Annotated in this window: 16 protein-coding genes; 7 read left to right on the forward strand and 9 right to left on the reverse strand. The window is 69.1% G+C overall.

From position 1 onward, the window contains the following. Nucleotides 1-114: 114 nt before the first annotated feature. The gene (gene queD, locus K6142_RS05595; RefSeq protein WP_190245427.1) at nucleotides 115-507 is read right to left on the reverse strand and encodes a 6-carboxytetrahydropterin synthase QueD; all 393 of its coding nucleotides are present in this window, start codon (nucleotides 505-507) and stop codon (nucleotides 115-117) included. A gap of 58 nt (nucleotides 508-565) precedes the next feature. Beyond that, the gene (dnaE, locus tag K6142_RS05600; protein ID WP_190245426.1) at nucleotides 566-4,087 is read right to left on the reverse strand and encodes a DNA polymerase III subunit alpha; all 3,522 of its coding nucleotides are present in this window, start codon (nucleotides 4,085-4,087) and stop codon (nucleotides 566-568) included. 456 nt (nucleotides 4,088-4,543) lie between these two features. On the opposite strand from dnaE, the gene K6142_RS05605 reads away from it, so the two are divergent. The 3 genes from K6142_RS05605 (at nucleotide 4,544) to K6142_RS05615 (ending at nucleotide 6,628) form a co-directional block, all read left to right on the forward strand. Next, nucleotides 4,544-4,885 (forward strand): hypothetical protein, encoded by a 342-nt coding sequence (locus tag K6142_RS05605; RefSeq protein ID WP_190245425.1) that lies wholly within the window; start codon nucleotides 4,544-4,546, stop codon nucleotides 4,883-4,885. Nucleotides 4,886-4,887: 2 nt separating this feature from the next. Next, nucleotides 4,888-5,757: an HD domain-containing protein gene (locus tag K6142_RS05610; protein ID WP_190245424.1), complete on the forward strand. Its 870-nt coding sequence runs from the start codon at nucleotides 4,888-4,890 to the stop codon at nucleotides 5,755-5,757. A gap of 112 nt (nucleotides 5,758-5,869) precedes the next feature. Then, entirely contained in the window at nucleotides 5,870-6,628 is a 759-nt protein-coding gene (locus tag K6142_RS05615; RefSeq protein ID WP_190245423.1) for a class I SAM-dependent methyltransferase, read from the forward strand. A gap of 238 nt (nucleotides 6,629-6,866) precedes the next feature. Here K6142_RS05615 and K6142_RS05620 read toward each other — a convergent pair whose 3' ends face one another. The 3 genes from K6142_RS05620 to K6142_RS05630 all read right to left on the reverse strand — a co-directional run bounded on the left by K6142_RS05620 (nucleotide 6,867) and on the right by K6142_RS05630 (nucleotide 9,583). Further along, nucleotides 6,867-7,406, reverse strand: coding sequence for a hypothetical protein (locus tag K6142_RS05620; RefSeq protein WP_190245422.1), 540 nt, complete (start codon nucleotides 7,404-7,406; stop codon nucleotides 6,867-6,869). A gap of 114 nt (nucleotides 7,407-7,520) precedes the next feature. Continuing rightward, the gene (locus tag K6142_RS05625; protein ID WP_190245421.1) at nucleotides 7,521-8,339 is read right to left on the reverse strand and encodes an HAD family hydrolase; all 819 of its coding nucleotides are present in this window, start codon (nucleotides 8,337-8,339) and stop codon (nucleotides 7,521-7,523) included. Next, a complete protein-coding gene (locus tag K6142_RS05630; RefSeq protein ID WP_190245420.1) occupies nucleotides 8,339-9,583 on the reverse strand; it encodes a DUF3179 domain-containing protein in 1,245 nt (414 codons plus the stop codon). Before K6142_RS05630 ends, K6142_RS05625 begins: the two co-directional genes overlap by 1 nt. Nucleotides 9,584-9,830: 247 nt before the next feature. Between K6142_RS05630 and galE the strand changes: the two genes are divergently transcribed. The 3 genes from galE (at nucleotide 9,831) to K6142_RS05645 (ending at nucleotide 16,058) form a co-directional block, all read left to right on the forward strand. Further along, nucleotides 9,831-10,916: a UDP-glucose 4-epimerase GalE gene (gene galE, locus K6142_RS05635; RefSeq protein WP_190245419.1), complete on the forward strand. Its 1,086-nt coding sequence runs from the start codon at nucleotides 9,831-9,833 to the stop codon at nucleotides 10,914-10,916. 378 nt (nucleotides 10,917-11,294) lie between these two features. Continuing rightward, on the forward strand, nucleotides 11,295-12,578 hold the full coding sequence (locus tag K6142_RS05640; protein WP_190245418.1) for an efflux RND transporter periplasmic adaptor subunit: 1,284 nt from the start codon (nucleotides 11,295-11,297) through the stop codon (nucleotides 12,576-12,578). A 213-nt stretch (nucleotides 12,579-12,791) separates the two neighbouring features. Next, on the forward strand, nucleotides 12,792-16,058 hold the full coding sequence (locus K6142_RS05645) for an efflux RND transporter permease subunit (RefSeq protein ID WP_223380768.1): 3,267 nt from the start codon (nucleotides 12,792-12,794) through the stop codon (nucleotides 16,056-16,058). A 115-nt stretch (nucleotides 16,059-16,173) separates the two neighbouring features. Here the strand turns inward: K6142_RS05645 and lpxB are convergent, their stop codons facing one another. The 4 genes from lpxB to rfbB form a co-directional block, all read right to left on the reverse strand. Next, nucleotides 16,174-17,451: a lipid-A-disaccharide synthase gene (gene lpxB / locus K6142_RS05650; protein WP_190245925.1), complete on the reverse strand. Its 1,278-nt coding sequence runs from the start codon at nucleotides 17,449-17,451 to the stop codon at nucleotides 16,174-16,176. A gap of 10 nt (nucleotides 17,452-17,461) precedes the next feature. After that, entirely contained in the window at nucleotides 17,462-18,445 is a 984-nt protein-coding gene (locus K6142_RS05655) for a hypothetical protein (protein WP_190245924.1), read from the reverse strand. A gap of 66 nt (nucleotides 18,446-18,511) precedes the next feature. Then, a complete protein-coding gene (gene rfbD / locus K6142_RS05660; protein ID WP_190245923.1) occupies nucleotides 18,512-19,393 on the reverse strand; it encodes a dTDP-4-dehydrorhamnose reductase in 882 nt (293 codons plus the stop codon). Beyond that, entirely contained in the window at nucleotides 19,390-20,412 is a 1,023-nt protein-coding gene (gene rfbB, locus K6142_RS05665; protein WP_190245922.1) for a dTDP-glucose 4,6-dehydratase, read from the reverse strand. Before rfbB ends, rfbD begins: the two co-directional genes overlap by 4 nt. A gap of 509 nt (nucleotides 20,413-20,921) precedes the next feature. Between rfbB and K6142_RS05670 the strand changes: the two genes are divergently transcribed. Continuing rightward, nucleotides 20,922-21,806 carry a sirohydrochlorin cobaltochelatase gene (locus K6142_RS05670; RefSeq protein WP_190245921.1) on the forward strand — a complete coding sequence of 295 codons (885 nt, stop codon included), beginning with the start codon at nucleotides 20,922-20,924 and terminating at the stop codon, nucleotides 21,804-21,806. Nucleotides 21,807-22,099 lie beyond the last annotated feature (293 nt).

A 22,099-nucleotide genomic window follows, 5' to 3' on the forward strand; every position in this document is an offset into this window, starting at 1 on the left:
GGGCGATGATCCGCTGCCGGGCCCGGCACGGCAGACAAACGGATTCGCCCGGCGGGGCCACGCTGTCGCGGGTGCCGCCGGGCGGAAACTGTCGGGCGGCGCCGCCGCGCGCGGCTATTCGTCGATTTCCATGTACGTGGCCGACTGGGCGGCCTTTTCCGACACGGTGACGGCATGCAGGCGCACCCCGTGCGGGGCAAGGCGCGGGGTCAACTGTTGCCAGATGTGCCGCGAAAGGTTCTCGGACGAGGGGTTGATGGTGTCGAACGGCGTGACGTCGTTCAGGTTCTTGTGGTCCAGGGTGTCGAGCACCGCGTTCAGTTCGCGCTTCAGCACCTTGAAATCCAGCACGATTTCCGTGTCGCCGGTCAGGCGGTCGCCCTCGGCCACCATTTCCACGGCAAAGTTGTGGCCGTGCATGGATTCGCATTTGCCTTCGTAGTGGCGCAGCGCGTGCGAGGCGCAGAACTCCGAGCGCACGGTCAGCCGCCAGATGGATTTCTTCACGGTGTGTCTCCTGGGCGATGAGGCCAAAGAAAGCGAAAAGGCCAATTGGGGGCAGCCCCTACTCCGGGCCTTCGGTCCAGTGGGCGATGTCCGTCTCGAACGCCGGGCCGGGCTGGACCATCCACTGCGGGCCGAACTGCAACAGGCATTCGGACTCGTCCACCACCAGGCGCACGTTCACCGGCACCGGGCCGCGATGCCGCTCCAGAATGGCGCGCAGTGCGGCAAGGCTGGCGGGCTCCACGCGGGGCAGGGGCATGTCGATGGTCACGGGCTGGTCGCTGGCGCCGCAGGCGCGGGCCAGCGGAATGACCTTGTCGCCCAGCAGCTTGATTTCGCGCGGGGTGTCGTCGTCTTCTTCGGTCATGCCCGTCGAGCCGGACATGCCGTCACCGCCCCCGCCGTTCCTGCCGCCATCGTCGTTCTGCTGCTTGCTGATGGTGGCCTCCAGCAGGAGCGGCTGGTCGGACTTCAGCAGTTCGCGGAACTCCGCGTACGGTTCGGGAAAGAACACGCATTCGCCGGACGCGGTAAGGTCTTCCACCTGCAAAAAGGCCATGCGCGCGCCCTTTTTGGTCATGTGCTCCTTGATGCCGGTGACCAGCACGGCGGTCTTCAGCGACATGCCGGGGGCCATGTCCCGCGTTTCTTCCAGCGGGGTAAGGCGCAGGCGGAACAGTTCCTTGCGGTAGGGCTGGAGCGGGTGGCTGGTCAGGAAGAAGCCCAGCGCCTCCTTTTCGAAGCGCAGCTTCTGGTCGTCGTCCCACTCCTGGGCCTGCTGCTCTTCGCAGTCGAAGCCGATGCCGGGGCACACGGCGGGTTCTTCCGGCACCATGGTGAACAGCGAAACCTGGTTGGATTCCTTGTCCTTCAGGCGCTTCTGGGCCTTGCTGACCACGTTGTCCAGCGCGGCCAGCATGCCCGCGCGGGTGCAGCCCAGGCAATCGCACGCGCCGCCCTTGATCAGGCTTTCCAGCACGCGCTTGGTCACCTTGCGCAGGTTAACGCGCATGCACAGGTCCAGCAGCGAGGCGAACACCCCGCCTTCCTCGCGGGCATCCACGATTTCGCGGATGGCTTCGTCGCCCACGTTCTTGATGCCGCCAAGGCCGAAGACGATGGCCCCCTCGTGCACGGTGAATTCGCGGCGGCTGGCCTGCACGTTGGGCTGCAACACGGCGATGCCCATGTCCTTGCACGCGGCCACGTACTTCAGCAGCTTGTCCTGGTTGCCCATTTCCGACGTGAGCAGGGCGGCCATGAATTCCGTGGGAAAGTGCACCTTCAGGTACGCGGTGTAGTACGAGATGAGCGCATAGGCCGCGCTGTGCGACTTGTTGAAGCCGTACTCCGCGAACTTTTCCATCAGGTCGAAGATTTCGTCGGCCGTGGCCTTGGGGACGTTGTTCTTCTGTGCGCCCTCCACGAATTTGATGCGCTGCTGGCCCATTTCCTCGGCGTTCTTCTTGCCCATGGCGCGGCGCAGAAGGTCCGCGCCGCCCAGGGTGTAGCCCGCCGCGATCTGGGCGATCTGCATCACCTGTTCCTGGTACACGATGACGCCGTAGGTATCGCGCAGGCAGTCTTCCAGCGAGGGCAGGGGGTAGGTGACGGGCACCTCGCCGTGCTTGCGCTTGATGAATTCGTCCACCATGCCCGAACCCAGCGGGCCGGGCCGGTACAGGGCCAGCATGGCGATGACGTCGTCGAAGCAGGACGGCTTGAGCATGCGCAGGTACTGGCGCATGCCCGAACTTTCCACCTGGAAGATGCCGTCGGTGTCCCCGCGCGAGTACAGTTCGTAGGTTTCCGCGTCGTCCAGGGCCAGGGTGTCGAGGTCGGGCGGGGTCTTGCCCTGCCGGGCGATCTCGTCCAGCGAATCCTGCACCAGGGTCATGGTGCGCAGGCCCAGAAAGTCGAACTTCACCAGCCCGACCTTCTCGACCATCTTCATGTCGAACTGGGTGACTATTTCACCCTTCTTTCCCCGGTACAGCGGCAGGTAGTCGCGCATGGGCCTGTCGGAAACCACGACGCCCGCAGCGTGGGTGGAGGCGTGGCGCGAAAGCCCTTCAAGCCGCATGGAAACGTCCAGCAGCTTGCGGATCTGCGGATCGGTCTTGTACAGCGCGGCCAGGTCCGGTTCCGCGTCGATGGCCTTCTTGACCGTCATCTTCAGGTCTTCGGGCACCAGCTTGGCGATGCGGTCGGTCTCGGCAAAGGTCATGCCCAGGGCGCGGCCCACGTCGCGCACCACCGCTTTCGCCTTCATCTTCCCGAAGGTGGTGATCTGCGCCACCATGTCTTCGCCGTACTTCTCGCCCACGTACCTGATGACCTCGGTACGGCGGCGTTCGCAGAAGTCCACGTCGATATCGGGCATGGACACGCGTTCGATGTTCAGGAAGCGTTCGAACAGCAGGTTGTACGGGATGGGATCGAGGTTGGTGATGCGCAGCGACCACGCCACCAGCGAACCGGCGGCGGAACCGCGCCCCGGACCCACGGGAATGCCGTTGTCCTTGGCCCAGTTGATGAAGTCCTGCACGATGAGGAAGTAGCCGGGAAAGCCCATCTGGCCGATGACGTCCAGTTCCAGCTCAAGGCGCTTCCAGTACAGGTCGTGGTCGATGGTGTCGCGGTTGGGGTGGCGTTCCAGGCGGCGCTTCAGCCCTTCGCGCGAGAGGCGGCGAAACTCGTCCTCCAGGGTCATGCCCTCTGGCAGGGCATACACGGGAAAGACGTACTTGCCGAATTCGAACTTCACCGCGCACTGCTCGGCGATGCGCCCGGTGTTGGCCACGGCGTCGGGCACGTGGGCGAACGCCTTTTCCATTTCCTCCGGCGACTTGTAGTACAGTTCCTTGGTCTCGAAGCGCATGCGGCGCTCGTCGTCCACCTTGGCCTGGGTCTGGATGCACAGCAGCACGTCGTGGGCTTCCACGTCGCTGGCTTCCAGGTAGTGGCAGTCGTTGGTGGCCACCAGGGGCAGCCCGGTGTGGTCGGCGAGCTCGATGAGCTTCTCGTTCAGCTCGTCCTGTTCCTTCAGGCCGTTGGACTGCAATTCCAGATAGAAGTTGCCGGGGTAGATGGCTTCGTATTCGCGGGCGATGCGGATGGCATCGTCCATGCCGCTGCGCAGGAGCGCGCGCGGCACCTGCCCGGCCAGGCAGGCGGAAAGGGCGGTGATGCCGCCCGAGTACTGGCGCAGCAGGTTCATGTCCACGCGCGGCTTGTAGTGAAAGCCGTGCAGAAAGCCGTGGGATACCAGCTTGACCAGGTTGTGGTAGCCTTCGTTGTCACGCGCCAGCAGCACCAGGTGGTGGCGCACGCGGGCCAGCTCCGAGGTCTTGTCCGTGTGGTCGTTGGCCACGTAGACTTCGCAGCCGATGATGGGCTTTATGCCGAACTGCTTGCAGGTATTGTAGAAATAGACGGCGCCGTAAAGGTTGCCGTGGTCGGTGATGGCGGCGGCGGGCATGCCGAAGTCCACCGCCTTGGCGCACAGGTCCTTCAGGCGGATGGCCCCGTCGAGCAGGCTGTATTCGGTGTGGCAATGCAGATGAACGAAATCGGACATGGACGTTGGACGTGTTCCCGACAGGGCGGCGCAGGCCGGGCCGCGCGGGCGCGGTGCCTGGTCGTCTGTCTGTTCGCGTGTGAATACGGATGGTTGCCGCTTCGGGTGCCGCCCAGCAGGGCGGCGGCGGTGCCGTGACGGGGATGACACACCCTAGCAGAAGGGGGGCGCACCCACAACGCCGGAATGGGGGCGGTGAGTCCCCGGCGGTGAGTCCCCGGCGGTGAGGCCCGGACGGTGAGGCCCGGACGGTGAGGCGAACGGATTGGGTGGCCCGGTTGGGCCAGACATGTTGGGCCAGACATGTTGGGCCGGACAAGTTGGCCAGGCATGCTGGTCAGACGAGTGGGCGGGACGGGGAGCGGGCGCGGATTTGCCGCGCGTCTTGCCCGGCAGATGGGGAATGCGTACAACCACGGCTGCCGCCGCAGCCAGCGGGCGGCACAGGAGGTTGACGTGTTCGACGTGACCATGGCCCATGCGGCCGCCGCAGCCACCGTGGCAACGGACGCGGGACTGGGGGGGCTGATTCTGGAAAAGGCGGGGCAGTACGTCCTGATCATCGCCTTTTTCTGGTCCATCATCTGGTTCTTGCGTTTTCTGTACGGCCCCAAGGGCATATTCCGCGACCCGACCTGGGACCGCTGGAACGACCAGGCTCGGCGCGAGACGGAGCTTTCCGCGCAGGACGCCGACGCGCAGGCGCAGGCTGCGGCTCCCCACACGGCTCCCCACGCCGCCGCCCATGCGGCACAGTCCGCCGGGACGGCAGCGCCTTCCGACGGGGACCGGCGGTGAGCATGGACGCCCAGCGTGACATTTTCCGGCACGAGGCGTGGTTCGGCCAGTACGTGGACCGCTTCCTGACCGGCGATGCGGCGCATGACGCGCACATCGAACTCAAGCGCGAACATTCCCTGCTGGTGCTGGGCAACGCACGGGCCATCGTGTCCGAGGCCGTGGCGGCGGGGACCATGGACGTGGTCAGCGCCCGTGCGGCCTTGCTGGGCGCGCTGTACCACGACATCGGGCGGTTCCGGCAGTACCGGCGCTGGCAGACCTTCAGCGATGCGCGCTCCACCAACCACGGCCTGCTGGGCGGGCGCGTCCTGAACGAGGAACGCCCCCTGCACGACGAATCCCCCGCCGTGCGGCATCTGGCCGCCTGCGCCGTGGTGCTGCACAACCGTTTCGCCATTCCCGGCGGGGTTTCGCCGCGTGTCCGCCAGGTGACCCGCGTGGTGCGCGATGCCGACAAGCTGGACATCTTCCGGGTGCTGGCCGCCCACATGGAACCCGGCGGCCCTCGTGACGACGTGGTGGTGATGCACCTGCCGGAAGTGCAGGGGGCGTGGACACCCGCCGTGCTGGACGCGGTGCGCGCCGGACGCCTGGCCAGCTATGCGGACATGCGCTGCCTGAACGATTTTCGCATCCTGCTGTGCGGCTGGTGCTTCGACCTGGGGTTTGCCGCCTCGCGCAGGTTGCTGCGCGAATCGGGCCGGGTGGAGCAGTTGCTGGCGTGGCTGCCCGCTCCGGACCAGGTTCCGGAGATGGCCGAGCTGCGTTGCCGGGTGCTGGCGGCGCTGCACGACCAGAACGACATGGCGGACTGCCGCCCCGGCATGACGGGTGACGCGGCGGAAACGCCGGAATCCGTGGCCCCGTGAGCCCGTGCCCCGATGACCACGTGACCCGTAGACGGGTGCCGACGGCGCGCTTGCCCCTGCCCGGTGTCATTGCGATGTGCCCTCCTGCATCGTCCAACCCCCCGGATTTTCCATGACCGCCGACCCGTATGCCCGCATCGCGGAATGGTACGACCTGTTGCTGAACCCCGTGCTGGACGGGGTGCGCCGGGCCGTGGCCGAGGTCTGCCGAGCCGAGGGGCTGCTGCGGGTGCTGGATGCCTGCTGCGGCACCGGTCGGCAATGCGCGGTGCTGCGCGGGGCGGGCGTGGGCTGCATCGGGTCGGACCTTTCCCCGGCCATGCTGGGCGCGGCCCAGTCCGCCACCCGCGTGGTCCACTCCACCACCAGTGCGGCCGGGCCCTGCGAGCGGGATGCGGCCAGCGGGGGCGGTGACCCGCTGCGCCAGCGTGCAGTCGGGGGGGGCGAAAGCCCGTCTGCCGCTGGCTTTTCTCAATTTTTCTGCCGCATTCCCTTGTTGCGCGCCGATGCGCGTGTGCTGCCCTTCGCGGATAACGCCTTTGATGCGGTGGTGCTGTCGTTGGCCCTGCACGAGATGCCGGAGGCCGTGGGCAACGCGGCCCTGGCCGAGGCCCTGCGCGTGGCCCCGCGCGTGCTGCTGGCCGACTACCGGCTGGCCGAACGCAACCTGGACCTGCCCGCCGCCCTGTTCGTGCACCTGCCGGAACGGCTGGCCGGGGCGGAACACTACCGCAACTTCCGGGGGTTCATGGCCCGTGGCGGGGTGGAAGGGCTGGCGCACCGGGCCGGGGTGACCGTCATCCGGCGGGAACGGCTGTTCGGCGGGGCCGGGGCGCTGCTGCTGGCGGAGCGGAACAGCCGGGCAGCGTGACGGGTGGGGGAGTGGCATGTTGGAAGATGCCATGCCCGTTGCATGCCTGTTTCGTGCTTCCTTCGGGCCTGTTCCGGTTCTGCTCCGGGCCTGTCCCGTGCCCGCTCCGTACCCGCTCCGTACCTGACGCGCACCCCATCTTCCAACGTGCGCGCAACGCGAAACGCCCGGTCGAAGCCGGGCGTTTCGCGTTGGAAGGATATGGCCAGTGTCCGCCGTATGGGCGGGGCAGCGTGCGTTACTCCCTGGCCGCGCCCTCGCCGGTGGCGGAGGCGGGCACGGCGGCCACCAGGTCCAGGGTGGGCTGGGTCACCCGGCCCTCGGCCAGCAGGCGCTGGCGGGCGTCGGCCACGCGCAGGATGGACAGCGGCGTGGCCAGCAGCGGCACCAGGCCGGAGGTCAGGGCATCGCGGTAGTAGGTGGTGTCCTCGTGCTTGCCCAGGAATTCGCGCAGGGTGGCGTCGAGTGAATAGCCCTCTTCCTTGAAGGCGTCGTCAAAGGCGCGGTACATGTCCAGCCGCAGGCCCTCGCCGGTGAATTTCGGCCCGGTGGCCGTGCCGGTCAGCACGCCCAGCAGCCCCTGCACCACGGCCTGCTGCCCGGCGTTGACGGCCTTGTTCTGCACCCGCTCGAACACCGGTTTGGTGCAGCTTTCGCGCGGGGGGCAGACCCGTCCGGCGCAGGCGGCGCACAGGGCGGCGGCAAGCAGCAGCACAAGGACGGCGGTTTTCGGAAGGGCGGTACGGGCGGGGTGCGCGCTGTGGGGCGTGAAAGGCATGGCGTGGTCTCCTGCGGGACGTTGATGGCCGGGGTAGTATCTTCCAATAGGCCGTTGGGCATGCCGATGCAACCGATCGGATCGGAAGCGGATGGCGGTTGCGGCGGCAGGGGGCTAACCCGGCGTCTCGGAATCCGCTTCGGTCAGCCCCAGATGCACCATCAGCGCCGCGCAGTCGTCGGCCACCACGTGCGCCCCGGCCTCGTGCAGCGCGCGGGCAGGGCTTTCGCCGCTGGCCACCCCGGCGGTCAGGGTGCCCGCGCGGTGCCCGGTCACGATGTCCATGGGGTGGTCGCCCACCATCAGCGCCTCTGCGGGGGCGCGGCCCAGCATGCCCAGCGCGCGCAGCAGGTGGTCCGGGTCTGGCTTTACGCTGGGCACGTCGTCGCGGGTGAGCAGGCAGGGGCACAGGGCGTCCACGTCGGGAAACACGGCCCGCACCGCCTCCGGGCAGTTGCGGGTCACGATGGCCACGGCAACGTCCATGGCTGACAACGCTGCCAGCATGGGGCGGGTGAACGGAAACAGGCTGCCCCGGGCGGCGGCCTCCACCTCCACGCGGCGGATGGCGGCGTGGGCATCGGCATGCAGGGCGGCCGCGTCGTCGCGTCGGCCATGCGCTTCCAGCAGGCCCGCCACGTGGGCGATCCATTCCATCACCGGCAGGTCACGCCTGTCGGGAAGTCTCGTCGGCCCCGCCAGTTCCGCCAGATCTGTTGGACCCGTTTGTTTCGCCTGGCCAGCCAGCCCCGTTTGACGCGGCATGACCGGCGGATTCGGGCGTTGCGGCGGCTCCAGATGTGCCCGCATGGCCTCCGCCACGGTACGGCGCATGACGCCGAAGTCCAGCGTGGGCGCGGCAAGGGTGCCGTCGAAGTCGAAGACCACGGCGCGCACGGCCACCCCGGCGCAATGCAGCGTGCGGCGGGCCATCACTGGAACGGGGCCAGTCCCGGCAGGTTCAGCTGGGGCTGGGACTGGGGCGGCGCGGGCCAGGCGTCACTGGTCGGCACCACCAGCGTTGCCGGGTGAAAGCTGGACCAGGCAAACCACATGGCGTTGACGGGGATCAGCTCGTTCAGCACGGCGCCCTTCATGGGGCCAGCCTCGGCCTTGCCGTCGATGGACCATTCGCTGCCGCTTTCGGTGTCCACCAGCCGGTTGGGGCTGCCCTTCTTCAGCGCGAAGGTGGCGGGCTTGCTCCACACCGTGCGGTCGTACACCCGGATCACGTCCAGCCGCCGGTCCACCACGGCCAGCAGCGGCGTGGGGCCCTGGTCGATGTTGGCCACGCCGTTCTTGCGCAGGGTAGCCACGTCGATGGCCAGTTGCTGCCCCTGCACGTCCATGCCGAGGATGGGCGTCTTGGGCTTCATGCGCCTGTCCAGCTTGGGCACGGGGTGCATGATGCGGTCGTCGTCGTAGTAGGTGCCGGGCAGCAGGTAGGAACCGTAGGGATCCTTGCCGTACGAGCGGCGGATGGCCGTGGGGGTGGCCAGCACCTTCGCATCGGGCATGGCCGCGCGCGCCACGCCCCAGGTGGTCCACCAGGCGGGTATGCGTTGCAGCACCTTGCCGCGCAGGGGGCCGTCGATGGCAATGCCCAGCAGTTGCGACCACAGGCTGCCGGTGGCCCTGTCGAAGAGCACGGTGTTGTTGTACAGCAGGCGGCCATCCACCCCGAAGGTGGTCATGAACCGGCCCGCCTGGCCCTTGTACGCGGCCAGCACCCCGGTGAGCGGGCTGTAGGTGATGCAGTAGGTGGCGTCGCCCACCACCTCGTTGACCACCTCGTGCCAGACCATGATGCGCTGGGGGTAGATGCGCGGGCCGTCGGGCAGGCGCACCACGAAGACCGGTTCCGGGTCTTCCAGACTGAGGGCGGCGCTGATGGTGGAGGTGTATTCCGGGCGGTACAGGGCGGGAATGGCGTCGGGCTTGATCTTGGTTTCCAGCAGGCTGGCCGTCAGCTGCTTCAGGTCGTCGTCGTTGCGGGGGCCCGCGGCTGCGGGCAACGTCAGGCACAGCAGGGCGGCAAGGCAGGCGCAGGCCAGTCCGCTGAACCTGACGAGCCCGACGTTGAACAGGCCGATACGCGCGGGCAGGCCCGCCAGTGTCGCCGGCACGGTGCGGTGTGGCGGAAAGATGGTGCCGTGTGGTTGCATCCGTTGCCGCATGTGTTAGGTTCTCCTTGGCTGACGGCATGTTGCGGGGCGATGCGCCCACTGCCCGCCATGCGGGCATGCCTGGCGTGCGGGTTGCCGTGCCGGATGTTCCGGAAGACATGGCCGAAAGACATGGTGGCGGTGCGCGCCCAAGGCCGCTGCATCGGCATCCGGACAAGAATAGAGAAAACGGCGGCATGGGGCAAGGACGCCCCGATCCGTCGTATTCGATGACGTTTTGCACACCCCAGGAGGAACCATGGGCGAAACACCCATCTGCAACGTGCTGGTCTGCGGCGGTGCGGGCTACATCGGCTCGCACATGGTGCGGGCGCTGGTGGCGCGCGGCTGCACGCCCGTGATCTTCGACAATCTTTCCACCGGCCACGCCGATGCCGTGGATGCCGCCGCCCCCGACTGCGACCTTGTGCGTGGCGACCTGCTGGATCGCCAGGCCCTGCGCCGGGTGTTCGCCGAGCACAGCTTTGACGCGGTGATGCACTTTTCCGCCCGCAGCCTGGTGGGTGAATCGGTGCGCGAACCCGCACTGTACTACGCCAACAACGTCACCGGCACCCTGAACCTGCTGGACGCCATGCGCGAGGCGGGCGTGCTGCGGCTGGTGTTCTCGTCCACGGCGGCGGTGTACGGCAACCCGGTTGCCGAGCGCATTGCCGAGACGCATCCGCTGGCCCCGGTGAACCCCTACGGCGCGTCCAAGCTGATGGTGGAGCGCATGCTGGCCGACCACGCCACCGCCTACGGGCTGCGCTCCGTGGCACTGCGCTACTTCAACGCCGCCGGGGCGGACCGGGCGGGGGGCATCGGCGAATCGCATTCGCCGGAAACGCACCTCATCCCCAACATCCTGCGCGCGGTGCTGGGCACCGGACCCGCGCTCACCGTGTTCGGCAGCGACTACGACACCCCGGACGGCACCTGCGTGCGCGACTACATCCACGTCAACGACCTGTGCGATGCCCACCTGGCCGCGCTGGACAAGTTGCTGGCGGCGCCCGTGGGCACGGCGGCCCTGAAGGACGGGCTGACGAAGGACGGGCTGACGAAGGACGGGCTGACGGCGGAACCAGGCGGGAAGGTGGCGCTGCACTACAACCTCGGCAACGGGCTTGGGTTCACCGTGCGGCAGGTCATCGACGCGGCGGCACGGGTGACCGGGCGCGAGGTGCCCTATACCGTGGGGCCGCGCCGCGATGGCGACCCGGCCCGGCTGGTGGCCGACAGCACGCTGGCGGGCAGGGAACTGGGCTGGACGCCGAAGGTTGCCGACATCCGCGAGATCATCGAGACCGCGTGGGCCTGGCACCGCGACCAGAAGTACTAGGGCAGTTCCCGAATAGTCCTTTCGTTCGTTGGCCGACCGACCCCAAGGGCGCGAAGCGTGGCCGTCGGGCAAGCTCGCGAGCCCCTCGGCCATAGTGCGCAACGCGGTCAACCTTGGATGATTACCTGACGCCCCCGCAGCATCAGCAGCGGGGGCGTTTTCGTCGGGTGCGGCGGCGGGGCAATCCCCCTCCGGGCCGGGTGATGTTCCTTTTTCGCGGGGGGAGTGCTAGACGGAAGTATGCACTCCTTTACCCGCTTGTACGATGCCTGTCCGTCCGTGGTCGGCCAGCGCGCTTCACGGCGCCACTTCCGCGTGCTTGCGGCGTGTGGCGCGCACGCCCGTGTGCGACGGTGGCGCCTTGTATCCCGTGGGTTGTTGCCGCTGGCCGTGCTGCTTGGCGCCACCCTGTTGCTGGCAGGATGCGGCGAATCCTCGCCCACCGCCTCGTCGCCGCGCACGGTGCGGGCGGCAACGGTGTTGCTGACCGAGCGCGAGGCCGTGGCCTGCCGCGCCTTTCCGGCCACGGTGCGTGCCCGCCGGGTGGTGACGCTGGCGGCCAAGGGGCCGGGTGCGGTAGGTACGGTGTATGCCGAGGAAGGGGCGTTGCTGGCTCCCGGAACGCCCATATTGCAGGTGGACGACACGGAACTGGCCGAGCGCGTGGCCGCTACCCGGTCCGAACGGCAGGCGGCGGAACGCCAGCGCGACGCGGTGGCGGCCCGGCTGGCGTATGCCGCCGCCAACCTTGCCCGGACCACCGAACTGGTGCGTACCGGCGGGGTCAGCCGCGACGATTTTGACCGCGCCACGGCCGAGCATGGCTCCCTGCGCGAAGAGGCCGCCGCGCTGGAGGGCCGCATCGCCGCCCTGCGCCATCAGGAGCGGGAACAGGAAGCCACGCGCGGCTACAGCCGTGTGACCAGCCCGGTGCATGGGGTGCTGGCGCGCCGTCTGGCCGATGCGGGCACCTTCGTGGCTGCCGGACAGGTTCTGGCTCAGGTGGACGACCTTTCCGGCCCCGTGGATCTGGTGGCCGCCGTGGATGAGGGACTGCTGCCGCTGGCGCACCCGGACCAGCCCGTGCTGGTGGAGGTGCCCGCTCTTGTGGCCGCTCAAACGACCGCCCAAACGACTGGCCCGGCGACTGGCCCTGTGTCCGGTCCGGTCCCGGTTCAGACGGCGCAGTCCCCGCAGCCTCCTGTTGCGCCGCAGTCGGTGCGGGACGCCCGCGTGGCCGCCGTGGTGGCATCGGTGGATGCGGCCACCCGCACCTTCACCCTCAAGGCGCAGTTGCCGCGGGACATGGTGCGGGCTGGCGCGCGCACCGGCATGTTCGGCAGGGTGCTGTTGCCCACGGGGCGCGAATCCCGGCTGCTGTTGCCCGCCGCCGCCGTGGTGCGGCGCGGCGATCTGGACGTGGTTTTCGTGGCGGACGCGGGAGGCGTGCTGCGGCTGCGTCCGGTACGCCTGGGCCAGCGCTGGTACGGGCTGGAACGTCCGGATGGCCTGTGGCTGCTGCCCCTGCCTTCCGGTGATGGCCCGGGCACCCCGTCTGGCGCGCTGCTGGAAGTGACGGCTGGCCTTGCCCCCGGTGACCGCGTGGTGGTCGACCCCGCGCCCGATCTGGCCGATGGCGACCGGCTGGCGGTGCAAGGGTAGGGCTGCGCGGTCATGCTCGACGATCCCGATTCCCCGCGACCCTGCGCCCCCATGACGGGTGACGCTGCTCCGGACATTGCCCCTGACGTCCTTCCTGATGCTGCCCCAGACGCCGCTCCAGGCACTTCCGGCAAGACAGCGGAGACACCCCTTTCCGGCGAACCTTCCCCACCTTGCCCACCTTCCGTTCCGCCCGTTCCGCCTGCCCCGGCAGTGCCTCCCGCGCCCCCGCACGGGCACGGCCTGCTTGGCGCCATCACCGGCGCGCTGGTGGATTCGCGGCTGGTGCCGCTGCTGATCCTGGGCGCGCTGCTGCTGGGCGTGGCGGCCATCCTGCTGACACCCAGCGAGGAAGAACCGCAGATCATCGTGCCCATGATCGACATCCACGTGCGCATGCCGGGGGCCACCCCGGCAGAAGTGGAGACGCGCGTGGTTGGCCCCATGGAAAAACTGCTCTGGGAGATTCCCGGCGTGGAGTACGTCTACTCCACCTCCATGGACGGCGAGGCCATGGCCATCGTGCGCTTCAAGGTGGGCGAAGACCCGGAGCGCAGCCTCATCCGCACCTACGGCAAGCTGTACCAGCATCTGGACTGGATACCCCCCGGCTGTTCGCAGCCGCTGCTGAAGCCGCGCTCCATCGACGACGTGCCGGTGATGGCCCTGACCTTTGGCAGCGCCACGCGCGGCGCGCGCGACCTGCGGGCCGTGGCCCTGCTGGTGAACAACGCGGTGCGCGCCCTGCCCGGCGTGGCCCAGACCACCATCACCGGCGGCCTGCGGCGCGAGGTGGCCGTGCAGCCCGACCCGCAGCGGCTGCGCGCCGTGGGGCTGGACCTGGCCGGACTGGCGCAGGCGCTGGGCGTGCGCAACCAGGCCGCGCTGGCGGGCGAGATGGTGGCGGGCGGGCACGCCTTTTCCGTACGGCTGGACGGTTTTTTGCGCACCCCGCAAGAGGTGGCCGAAACCGTGGTGGCCGTGGCGGACGGACGCCCGGTACTGCTGCGCGACGTGGCCGCCATCAGCGACGAGCAGCCGGAGCCGGACCAGTACGTGTTCACCGCCGCCGGGCCTGCCGCGCACCAGAAGCACATCAACCTGCCGCCGGGGCGCATGCTGCCCGCCGTCACCCTGTCCGTGGCCAAGCGGCCCGGCGTCAACGCGCGCGACCTGACCCTTGCGGTGCGCAAGGTGGTGGACGACCGGCGCGGGGTGGACATTCCGCCCGACGTAGAGGTGCTGGTCACCCGCGACTACGGGGCCACGGCGCAGGCCAAGGCCGACGAACTGCTGGAGCACCTGGTGCTGGCCGCCGTTTCCGTGGGGGGCATCGTGGCGCTGTTCCTGGGGCTGCGGGCCAGCGTGGTGGTGATGGTGGCGGTGCCGGTGACCCTGGCGGTCACCCTGGCCACCTACTACCTGCTGGGCTACACCCTGAACCGGGTCACCCTGTTCGCGCTCATCTTCTGCATCGGGATACTGGTGGACGACCCCATCGTGGACGTGGAGAACATCGTCCGCCACCTGCGCCTGCCGGGCAACGACAAGCGCCCCCTGCGCGCCGTGGTGGTGGAGGCGGTGAACGAGGTGCGCGCCCCGCTGGTGCTGGCCACCTTCACCGTCATCGCGGCCATCATGCCCATGGCCTTCGTGGGCGGGCTGATGGGGCCGTACATGCGGCCCATGCCGGTGGGGGCATCGGTGGCCATGCTGTTGTCCATGGCCGTGGCCTTCGGCATCACCCCGTGGACGGCGCGGCACGTGCTGCGCCCCGTCGGCGGCGCGCAGGGGCATGGGCACGGCGAAGGGCCGGAGGACTGGGGCACCCGCCAGTACCGCCGCCTGATGGGCATGCTGCTGCACGCCCCGCACCGGCGCTGGCTGTTCCTGGGGGGCGTGGCCGCGCTGCTGGTGCTGGCCTGCTCGCTGGTGCCGCTGCGGGCGGTAATGGTCAAGATGCTGCCCTTCGACAACAAGAGCGAATTTCAGGTGGTGGTGGACATGCCCACGGGCACCCCGCTGGAGGCCACCGCCCGTGCCGCCGCCGACATGGCCGACGCGCTGCTGACCATGCCGGAGGTGACCGACTGCCAGGTGTACGCGGGCACCGCCGCGCCGTTCACCTTCAGCGGACTGATCCGCCACTACTACCTGCGTTCCGGGCAGGAAATGGCGGACGTGCAGGTGAATCTGGCGGACAAGGGCCGACGCAAGGCCGCCAGCCACGACATCGCCAAGCGGGCGCGCGAAATGTTGGTCCCGGTGGCCGCGCGCCACGGCGCGCGCATCAAGGTGGTGGAGGTGCCCCCCGGACCGCCGGTGCTGCAAACGCTGGTGGCGGAAATCTACGGCCCGGACGAGGCCGGGCGGCTGCGCGTGGCGGAGCAGGTGAAGGGCGTGTTTGCCGCGACGCCCAGCGTGGTGGACGTGGACTGGTACGTCAGCGACCCGCGCCGCGAGCAGCGCATCGTCATCGAGCCGGACAAGGCCGCGTTGGCTGGGGTGTCGCCCGAACGGGCGCGCCAGGTGGTGCAGGCGGCCATAGGCGGCGTGACCACGGGCCTGCTGCACGACCCGGACGCGCGCGAGGACGTGCCGGTGGTGGTGCGCCTGCCGCGCGAGCGCCGGGCCGTTCCGCCCGACCTTGCCGCCCTGCACGTGACGGCGGATGCCGGACGCGGCGGCGCGCAGGTGCCGCTTTCGGCCTTCGCCCGCATCGAGGAACGCATCCAGCCGCGCGCCATCTACCACAAGAACCTGCAATCGGTGGTCTACGTCACCGCCGACATGGCCGGGGCGGAAGAAAGCCCCCCCTACGCCATGGCCCGCATCGACGCGTCCCTGCGCGAGCTGGGCGACAAGGGCGAGGGCGCATGGCAGCGCCACGCCGGGGCGCGGCTGGACACCCTGTACACCCGCCAGCCGGAATCGCTGCGCGGCTTCAGCCTGAAGTGGGACGGAGAATGGCAGATCACCTACGAGGTGTTCCGGGACATGGGCGTGGCCTTCGCCGCCGTCATGGTGCTGGTGTACATGCTCACGGTGGGGTGGTTCGGCTCGTACACCACGCCCATCGCCATCATGTCGCCCATCCCGCTTTCGCTCATCGGCATCATTCCGGCCCACGCGGCGCTGGGGGCGTTTTTCACGGCCACGTCCATGATCGGGTTCATCGCCGGGGCGGGCATCGTGGTGCGCAATTCCATCATTCTGGTGGACTTCATCGAGGTGCGCCGGTCGGAGGGCGCGCCGCTGGACGTGGCCGTGGTGGAGGCCGGAGCGGTGCGCTTCCGGCCCATGCTGCTCACCGCGCTGTCGGTGGTGGCCGGGGCCTTCGTCATCCTGTTCGACCCCATTTTCCAGGGGCTGGCCATTTCGCTGCTGGCGGGCGAGGTGGCGGCCACGGTGTTCTCGCGCATGGTGGTGCCGGTGCTGTACTACCTCGACCAGCACCGCAGGAACCCGGCGGGCGGGTAGGAGAGACCTGAACGCGAACGAAAGCCGCCCGCGCGGCCCCGACCACTCATGGCTGGGGACCGCGCGGGCGGTTTGTTGCGTTTGCAGGCTGACGTTTCGGTGTGTTCAGGTGTGATCAGGCGTGGGCGGACATCTCTTCCAGAATGATCCGCGCTGCGGCATCCGCCGCGCCGGGGGGGCCGCAGCGGCGGCGCAGGTCGGCCAGGTCGGCGCGCACGCGGTCCAGTTCGCCGGGGGTATCCAGCCAGCGGCTGGCGTGGCGGGCCAGTACGGCGCCGTCGGCGTTTTCCTGCAACAGTTCGGGAAACACTTCGCGGTTCAGCACGAGGTTGGGCAGGCTGACCCACCGGACCTTCACCAGCCGCTTGCCCAGCCAGTACGAGAACGGCGACACCCGGTAGGCCACCAGCGTGGGCACGCCCAGCAGCGCCGTTTCCAGCGTGGCCGTGCCCGATGCGGCCAGCAGCAGCTGGCAGGTGCGCAGGGTGGCGTAGCGGTCGTCGGGCGATTCGATGGTCAGGGGCACGTCGGCGGGCCACAGGGCGCGCAGGGCGTCCTCGGTCACGTTGGGGGCGCGCACGCAGTGGAAGGACAGGCCGGGGCGGTCCGCCAGCAGCAGCCGGGCAGCCTTGCCGTATTCCGGCATCAGCGCCTCTATCTCCTTGCGGCGGCTGCCGGGCATCAGACCGATGCGCCCCGGCACGGGGGCGATGGCGTCCAGCCGCTGCCAGTCCATCATGTCCAGCAGCGGGTTGCCCACGTAGTCCACGTCCATGCCGTGGCGGCGGTAGAACTCCACCTCGAAGGGCAGGATGCAGATCATCCGGCGGATGTGGCGGCGGATGAAGTTGACCCGCCCGGTGCGCCACGCCCATATCTTGGGGCTGATGTAGTAATGCACCGGAATGCCCAGCGCGTGGGCGGCACTGGCGATGCGGAAGTTGAATTCCGGCGCGTCGATGAGCACCACCGCGTCGGGCCTGCGCGCGGCCAGTTCGGCCTTGATGCGGCGCAGCATGCCGAGGATGCGCGGCAGGTAGCCCAGCACCTCGGTGATGCCCATGACGGACAGGTCTTCCACCCGCAGGATGGCGTCCTGCCCGGCACCGCGCAGGTGCGGTCCGCCCATGCCGATGCAGCGCAACGACGGGTCGCGGCGGCGCAGGGCCTCCAGCAGGTGTCCGCCGTGCATGTCGCCGGATAGTTCACCGGCGTTGATCCACACGGTGCGCGGCGGGGGGGTGGGGGCTGCGCCAGTCGTTGGGCCAGTCGTTGCGCCCGACGTTGCGCCAGACGTTGCGCCCGACGTTGCGCCCGACGTGGGGGCGGACGCTGCGGCAACGAGGGCGGCCGCTTCGGCAGGCTCCGCGCCCGGCTGGGGGGTGTTCGTCATGCCCTGCCGCCTACGCGCCCATGCTTGCCGTGGTGGCCGGAGACGGCGTGGGCCGCAGCCGGTCGTACAGCCGGATCAGCAGCATCACCACCACCATGGAGAAGATCAGCCGCGCCCACAGGGTGCCGCCAAGGTGCGCGCCGATGAGGGCCATCAGCAGGGTGTCCTCGATGAGCGCGTGCGACAGGCCCATGAGCGACAGCGAACTGAACACGTCGCGCGGGGGCACCTTGCCGCCCTGCACCTCGTGCACGATGAGTCCGCCGCCGTAGGCGATGCCAAGGCTGAGGCCCACGATGGTGATGGTGGCGGCGTTGTCGCCGATGCCCATCAACCGCAGCACCGGGCGCAGGCAGGCGTTGAGCAGCCGGGTGATGCCCGCGGCGTCCAGCACGCGCATCAGGCCCATCAGCACCAGCACGATGCCGAAGACCGAGATCAGGTTGCGCGCCTCGTTCCAGGCCCAGGCGGCCAGGGTGGCCGGGGCCTCGCGCGGGGCCCACAGCATGGTGGCGGGTTCGGAAAGGTAGCCGGTGGCGTCGAAGAAGGCGCGCATCAGCATGCCGCACAGCAGCGCCCCGCCAAAGCGCAGCACGATCTGGGTGGTCATGTTCAGGCCGCACTGCTGGGCAATGCGCCCTTCCACCAGCACGTTGTGGGCGATGAGGGTCATGGTGGCGAAGGTGGTCACCTGGGCCACGCTCAGCTGTTCCATGCCCGGCAGCAGCCCGGCGTACACGAACAGGCCGCTGTAGATGTTCACCAGCATGCTGGTGGCCCACGACAGGCCAAGGTCGGCGGGCAGGCCCACCAGCCCCATGACGGGTGACAGAGGCAGGGCCAGGTAGCGCACCAGGTCCAGTTCGGTCAGCACCTTGACCACGATGATGATGGGCACCATCACCTTGACCAGCGTCAGCCAGACGTGGAAGGCGTCCCTTGTGGTGCCGTGCGCGGCGCGTGCGAGCGTGCGGAGGGTTTCGGCGGGCGGCATGTGGTTTCCCTTTGGTATCCTGATCGTTGGTGGCCGCTGGCCGAAGTGCGGTCTGCCCGCGCGACGTCAGGCGTCGTGCGTGCCGGGCAGGCATTCCTTGTAGATGTAGTCGCGCAGGGCCTGCGGCCACGGGCGCGGGGTGATGCCGGTCATCTGGGTGAAGCGCGCGGTGTCCAGCACCGAAAAGGGCGGGCGCTGGGCCTTTTGCGGGTAATCGCGCGAGGGTATCGCGTGCACCTTGCAGGGCAGCCCGGCCAGGTTCACCGCCTCGGACGCCAGTTCGCACCAGCTGGCCTGCCCGGCATTGGCCACGTGGAAGATGCCGGTGGCCCGCAGTTCGGCCAGCTTCACGCTGCCCGCCGCCAGATCCAGGGTGTAGGTGGGCGAGCCGATCTGGTCGTGCACCACGCGGGCCTCGCCCTTGTCGTGGCAGATGTCCAGGATGACCTTGACGAAATTGCGGCGCCCCGGGCCGAACAGCCAGGATGTGCGCACCACGCAGGCGTTGTCCGGGCACTGTTGCAGCACGGCCTGTTCACCGGCCAGCTTGGTGGCGCCGTAAACGGACGCGGGGTCGGGCGTGTCGTCCGGCGTGTAGGGCGTGCCCTTCCTGCCGCTGAACACGAAATCGGTGCTGAAGTGCACAAGGTGCATGGGCGTGCCGCGCACCATGCGCGCAAGGCAGGTGGGCAGTTGCCGGTTGAGGCGGGTGGCGTCTTCCTCGCGCTCTTCGGCCAGGTCCACCTGGGTCCAGGCCACGGTGTTGAAGATCACGGCGGGTTCGGCGCGCTCGATGAACGAGGCCAGCGCCCCGGAATCGAGCACGTTCACGTCGTCCCGCCCGGTGGGCAGGGCGTCCCAGCCCGATTCGCGCAGCACGCGCACCAGGGCCTGGCCGAGCAGCCCGGTCCTGCCGCCGAGCACCAGCGCCTTGGGGCGCGGGCTCACAGTCGTTCTCCGTACCAGCGTTGCATGAATTCCCTGTACGCCCCCGAGGCCACGCTTTCAAGCCATGCCGCGTTGTTCCGGTACCAGGCCACGGTTTCGGCCAGACCCCGCTCGAAGTCGTATTCCGGCGCGTAGCCAAGTTCCCGCGCCGCCAGCGAAAAGTCCATGGCGTAGCGGCGGTCGTGGCCGGGGCGGTCGGTAACGTGGCGGATCAGGCTTTCCGGCTTGCCCACCAGGCGCAGGATGGCGCGCACCACCTCTATGTTGGGACGTTCCGCCGCGCCGCCGAAGTTGTAGACAGCGCCGGGGCGGCCCTTTTCCAGCGCCAGCAGTACGCCACGGCAGTGGTCGTCCACGTGGATCCAGTCGCGCACGTTCATGCCGTCGCCGTAGACGGGCAGGGTTTCATCGCGTCCGGCCCGGCCGATCATCAGCGGAATGAGCTTTTCGGGAAACTGGTAGGGGCCGTAGTTGTTGGAGCAGCGGGTGATGACCACCGGGTAGCCGTACGTCTCGAACCAGGCGCGGGCCATCAGGTCGCCCGCGGCCTTGGAGGCGGAGTAGGGGCTGTTGGGGGCCAGCGGGGTGGATTCGGTGAAGCGGCCCTCCGGCCCCAGGGTGCCGTACACCTCGTCGGTGGAAACGTGGACGAAGCGGGTAACCCCGGCTTCGCGCGCGGCGGTGAGCAGGGTCTGCGTGCCCAGCACGTTGGTGACCACGAAGGGCGCGGGGTCGTCGATGGAGCGGTCCACGTGGGTTTCCGCCGCGAAGTTGACCACCGCGTCGATGCGGTGCTGCGCAAGGATGCGGCGCACCGCGTCCGCATCGGCGATGTCGGCGTGCTCGAAGAAATAGCGGGTGCCGCCGTGGGTCTTCTCCACGTCGGCGAGGTTCAGCGGGTTGCCCGCGTAGGTCAGCTTGTCGAGGTTGACCACCGTGACGTCGGGGCGGCGGTCGATGACGAGACGGACGAAGTTGGTGCCGATGAAGCCGCAACCGCCCGTGACGAGTAGGCGCATCATGTCTCCGTGATGGTGACGGGTGTGCAGGGGGGGGCCAGGCGGTGAAGCCCGGCAAGGCCTGGCGCACAGGTTCGGGCCGGGCCCTGTAAAGCCCTGATGGTACAGGCAGCGGCGGTGCAAGGTCAATATGGCGCGGTGGGCGGCGCTGGAACGGCGTGCGCCATGCATCGTGCAGAAATAACTTGCAATGTTGCGCTGTTGTAGGTAGCGTGCACCGTGGCGCTTCACGTCGTTGCGCCGCCCGGCATGGCGGTTCGGAGGCAGCCCCTGCGCTCCGCGCGCGGCGAATCCGCGTCCAGTCCGCGTCCAGTCCGCGTCCAGTCCGCGTCCAGTCCGCGTCCCGTTCGCGTCCCGTTCGCGTCCCGTTCGCGTCCCGTTCGCGTCCCGTTCGCGTCCCGTTCGCGTCCCGTTCGCGTCCCGTTCGCGTCCCGTTCGCGTCCCGTTCGCGTCCCGTTCGCGTCCGCCTGCCGCACGCCTGTTTCGTATACGGTTTCCACGGCACCCACATGAAGAAAGGCATCCTTCTCGCCGCGTTCGGCTCCGGCACCCCGCAGGGGCAGTCCACCCTTCGTCTGTTCGACGAACGGGTGCGCGCGCTATTTCCCGGCGTGCCGGTGCGCTGGGCGTTCACCTCCGTCGTCATGCGCAACCGGCTGGCGGCGGCCCGCAAGAAGACCGATTCCGTCCAGAAGGCCCTGCGAAAGATGTGGTTCGAAAAGTATACGCATGTCGCGGTCCAGTCGCTGCATTCCATTCCCGGCGCGGAATATGCCGACCTGCTGGCCGACGTGGAGGACATGCGCGGTGGGGGCGGCATCCGGTCGGTCGGGGGCGAGGGCATCCGGCCAGACGGAGAGGGCGGCATCAGCCCGGACGGCTTCGTGCGGGCCACCGTGGGCGCGCCCCTGCTGGATTCCGACGACGACATCCGCCGCGCCACCGCCGCCCTGCTGAACCACCTGCCGCCGGAGCGCACCCCCGGCGAGGCCTGCGTGTTCATGGGGCACGGCACCTGGCACGAGGGCGAATCGCGCTACGGGGTGCTGTCCGCCCAGGTGCGCGAGCGCGACCCGCTGGTGCACATCGGCACCATGGACGGAGACTGCACCATCGGCGACATCCTGCCCCGCCTGGCGGAGGCCGGGGTGCGCCGGGTGTGGCTGCTGCCGCTGCTCTCGGTGGTGGGGCGGCACGCCATGCTGGACATGGCCGGTGATGCGCCGGATTCGTGGCGGTCGCGCATCGTGGCGGCGGGCATGGAATGCGTGCCCGTGCTGCGCGGCACGGCGGAATACGGCGGCTTCGTGGACATCTGGCTGGACCATCTGGGCGTGGCCCTGCGCGCGCTCGACGCGGACGGGGACACGGACGGGGACGGGGTAGCCCGATAGCCGCGAACCCCACGGCAGGCATCGCAGATTTGTCTGACGCGCTGACGCCCCTGACGTGCTGACACCCCCGACGTCGCAGGTTCACCGGACGCTCCTGATTCTCCCGACGCGCCTGACATGCCGGACTCGCAGCTGGCCGGAACAGGGCCCCGCCGCCGGATTTCCTTCCCTTGCGTTTTCGCGGGTTGCTTCCCTTTCCGCCGTTCCCGCCTCCGTTCCCCGACCGGTTCCCCCGCCCCCGCTGGCGTTCGGGGGCAAAATCGGCTACAACGCCACGGAACGACACCATTTTG

The sequence above is a fragment of the Nitratidesulfovibrio sp. SRB-5 genome, assembly GCF_019931275.1.
GTDB lineage: Bacteria > Desulfobacterota > Desulfovibrionia > Desulfovibrionales > Desulfovibrionaceae > Cupidesulfovibrio.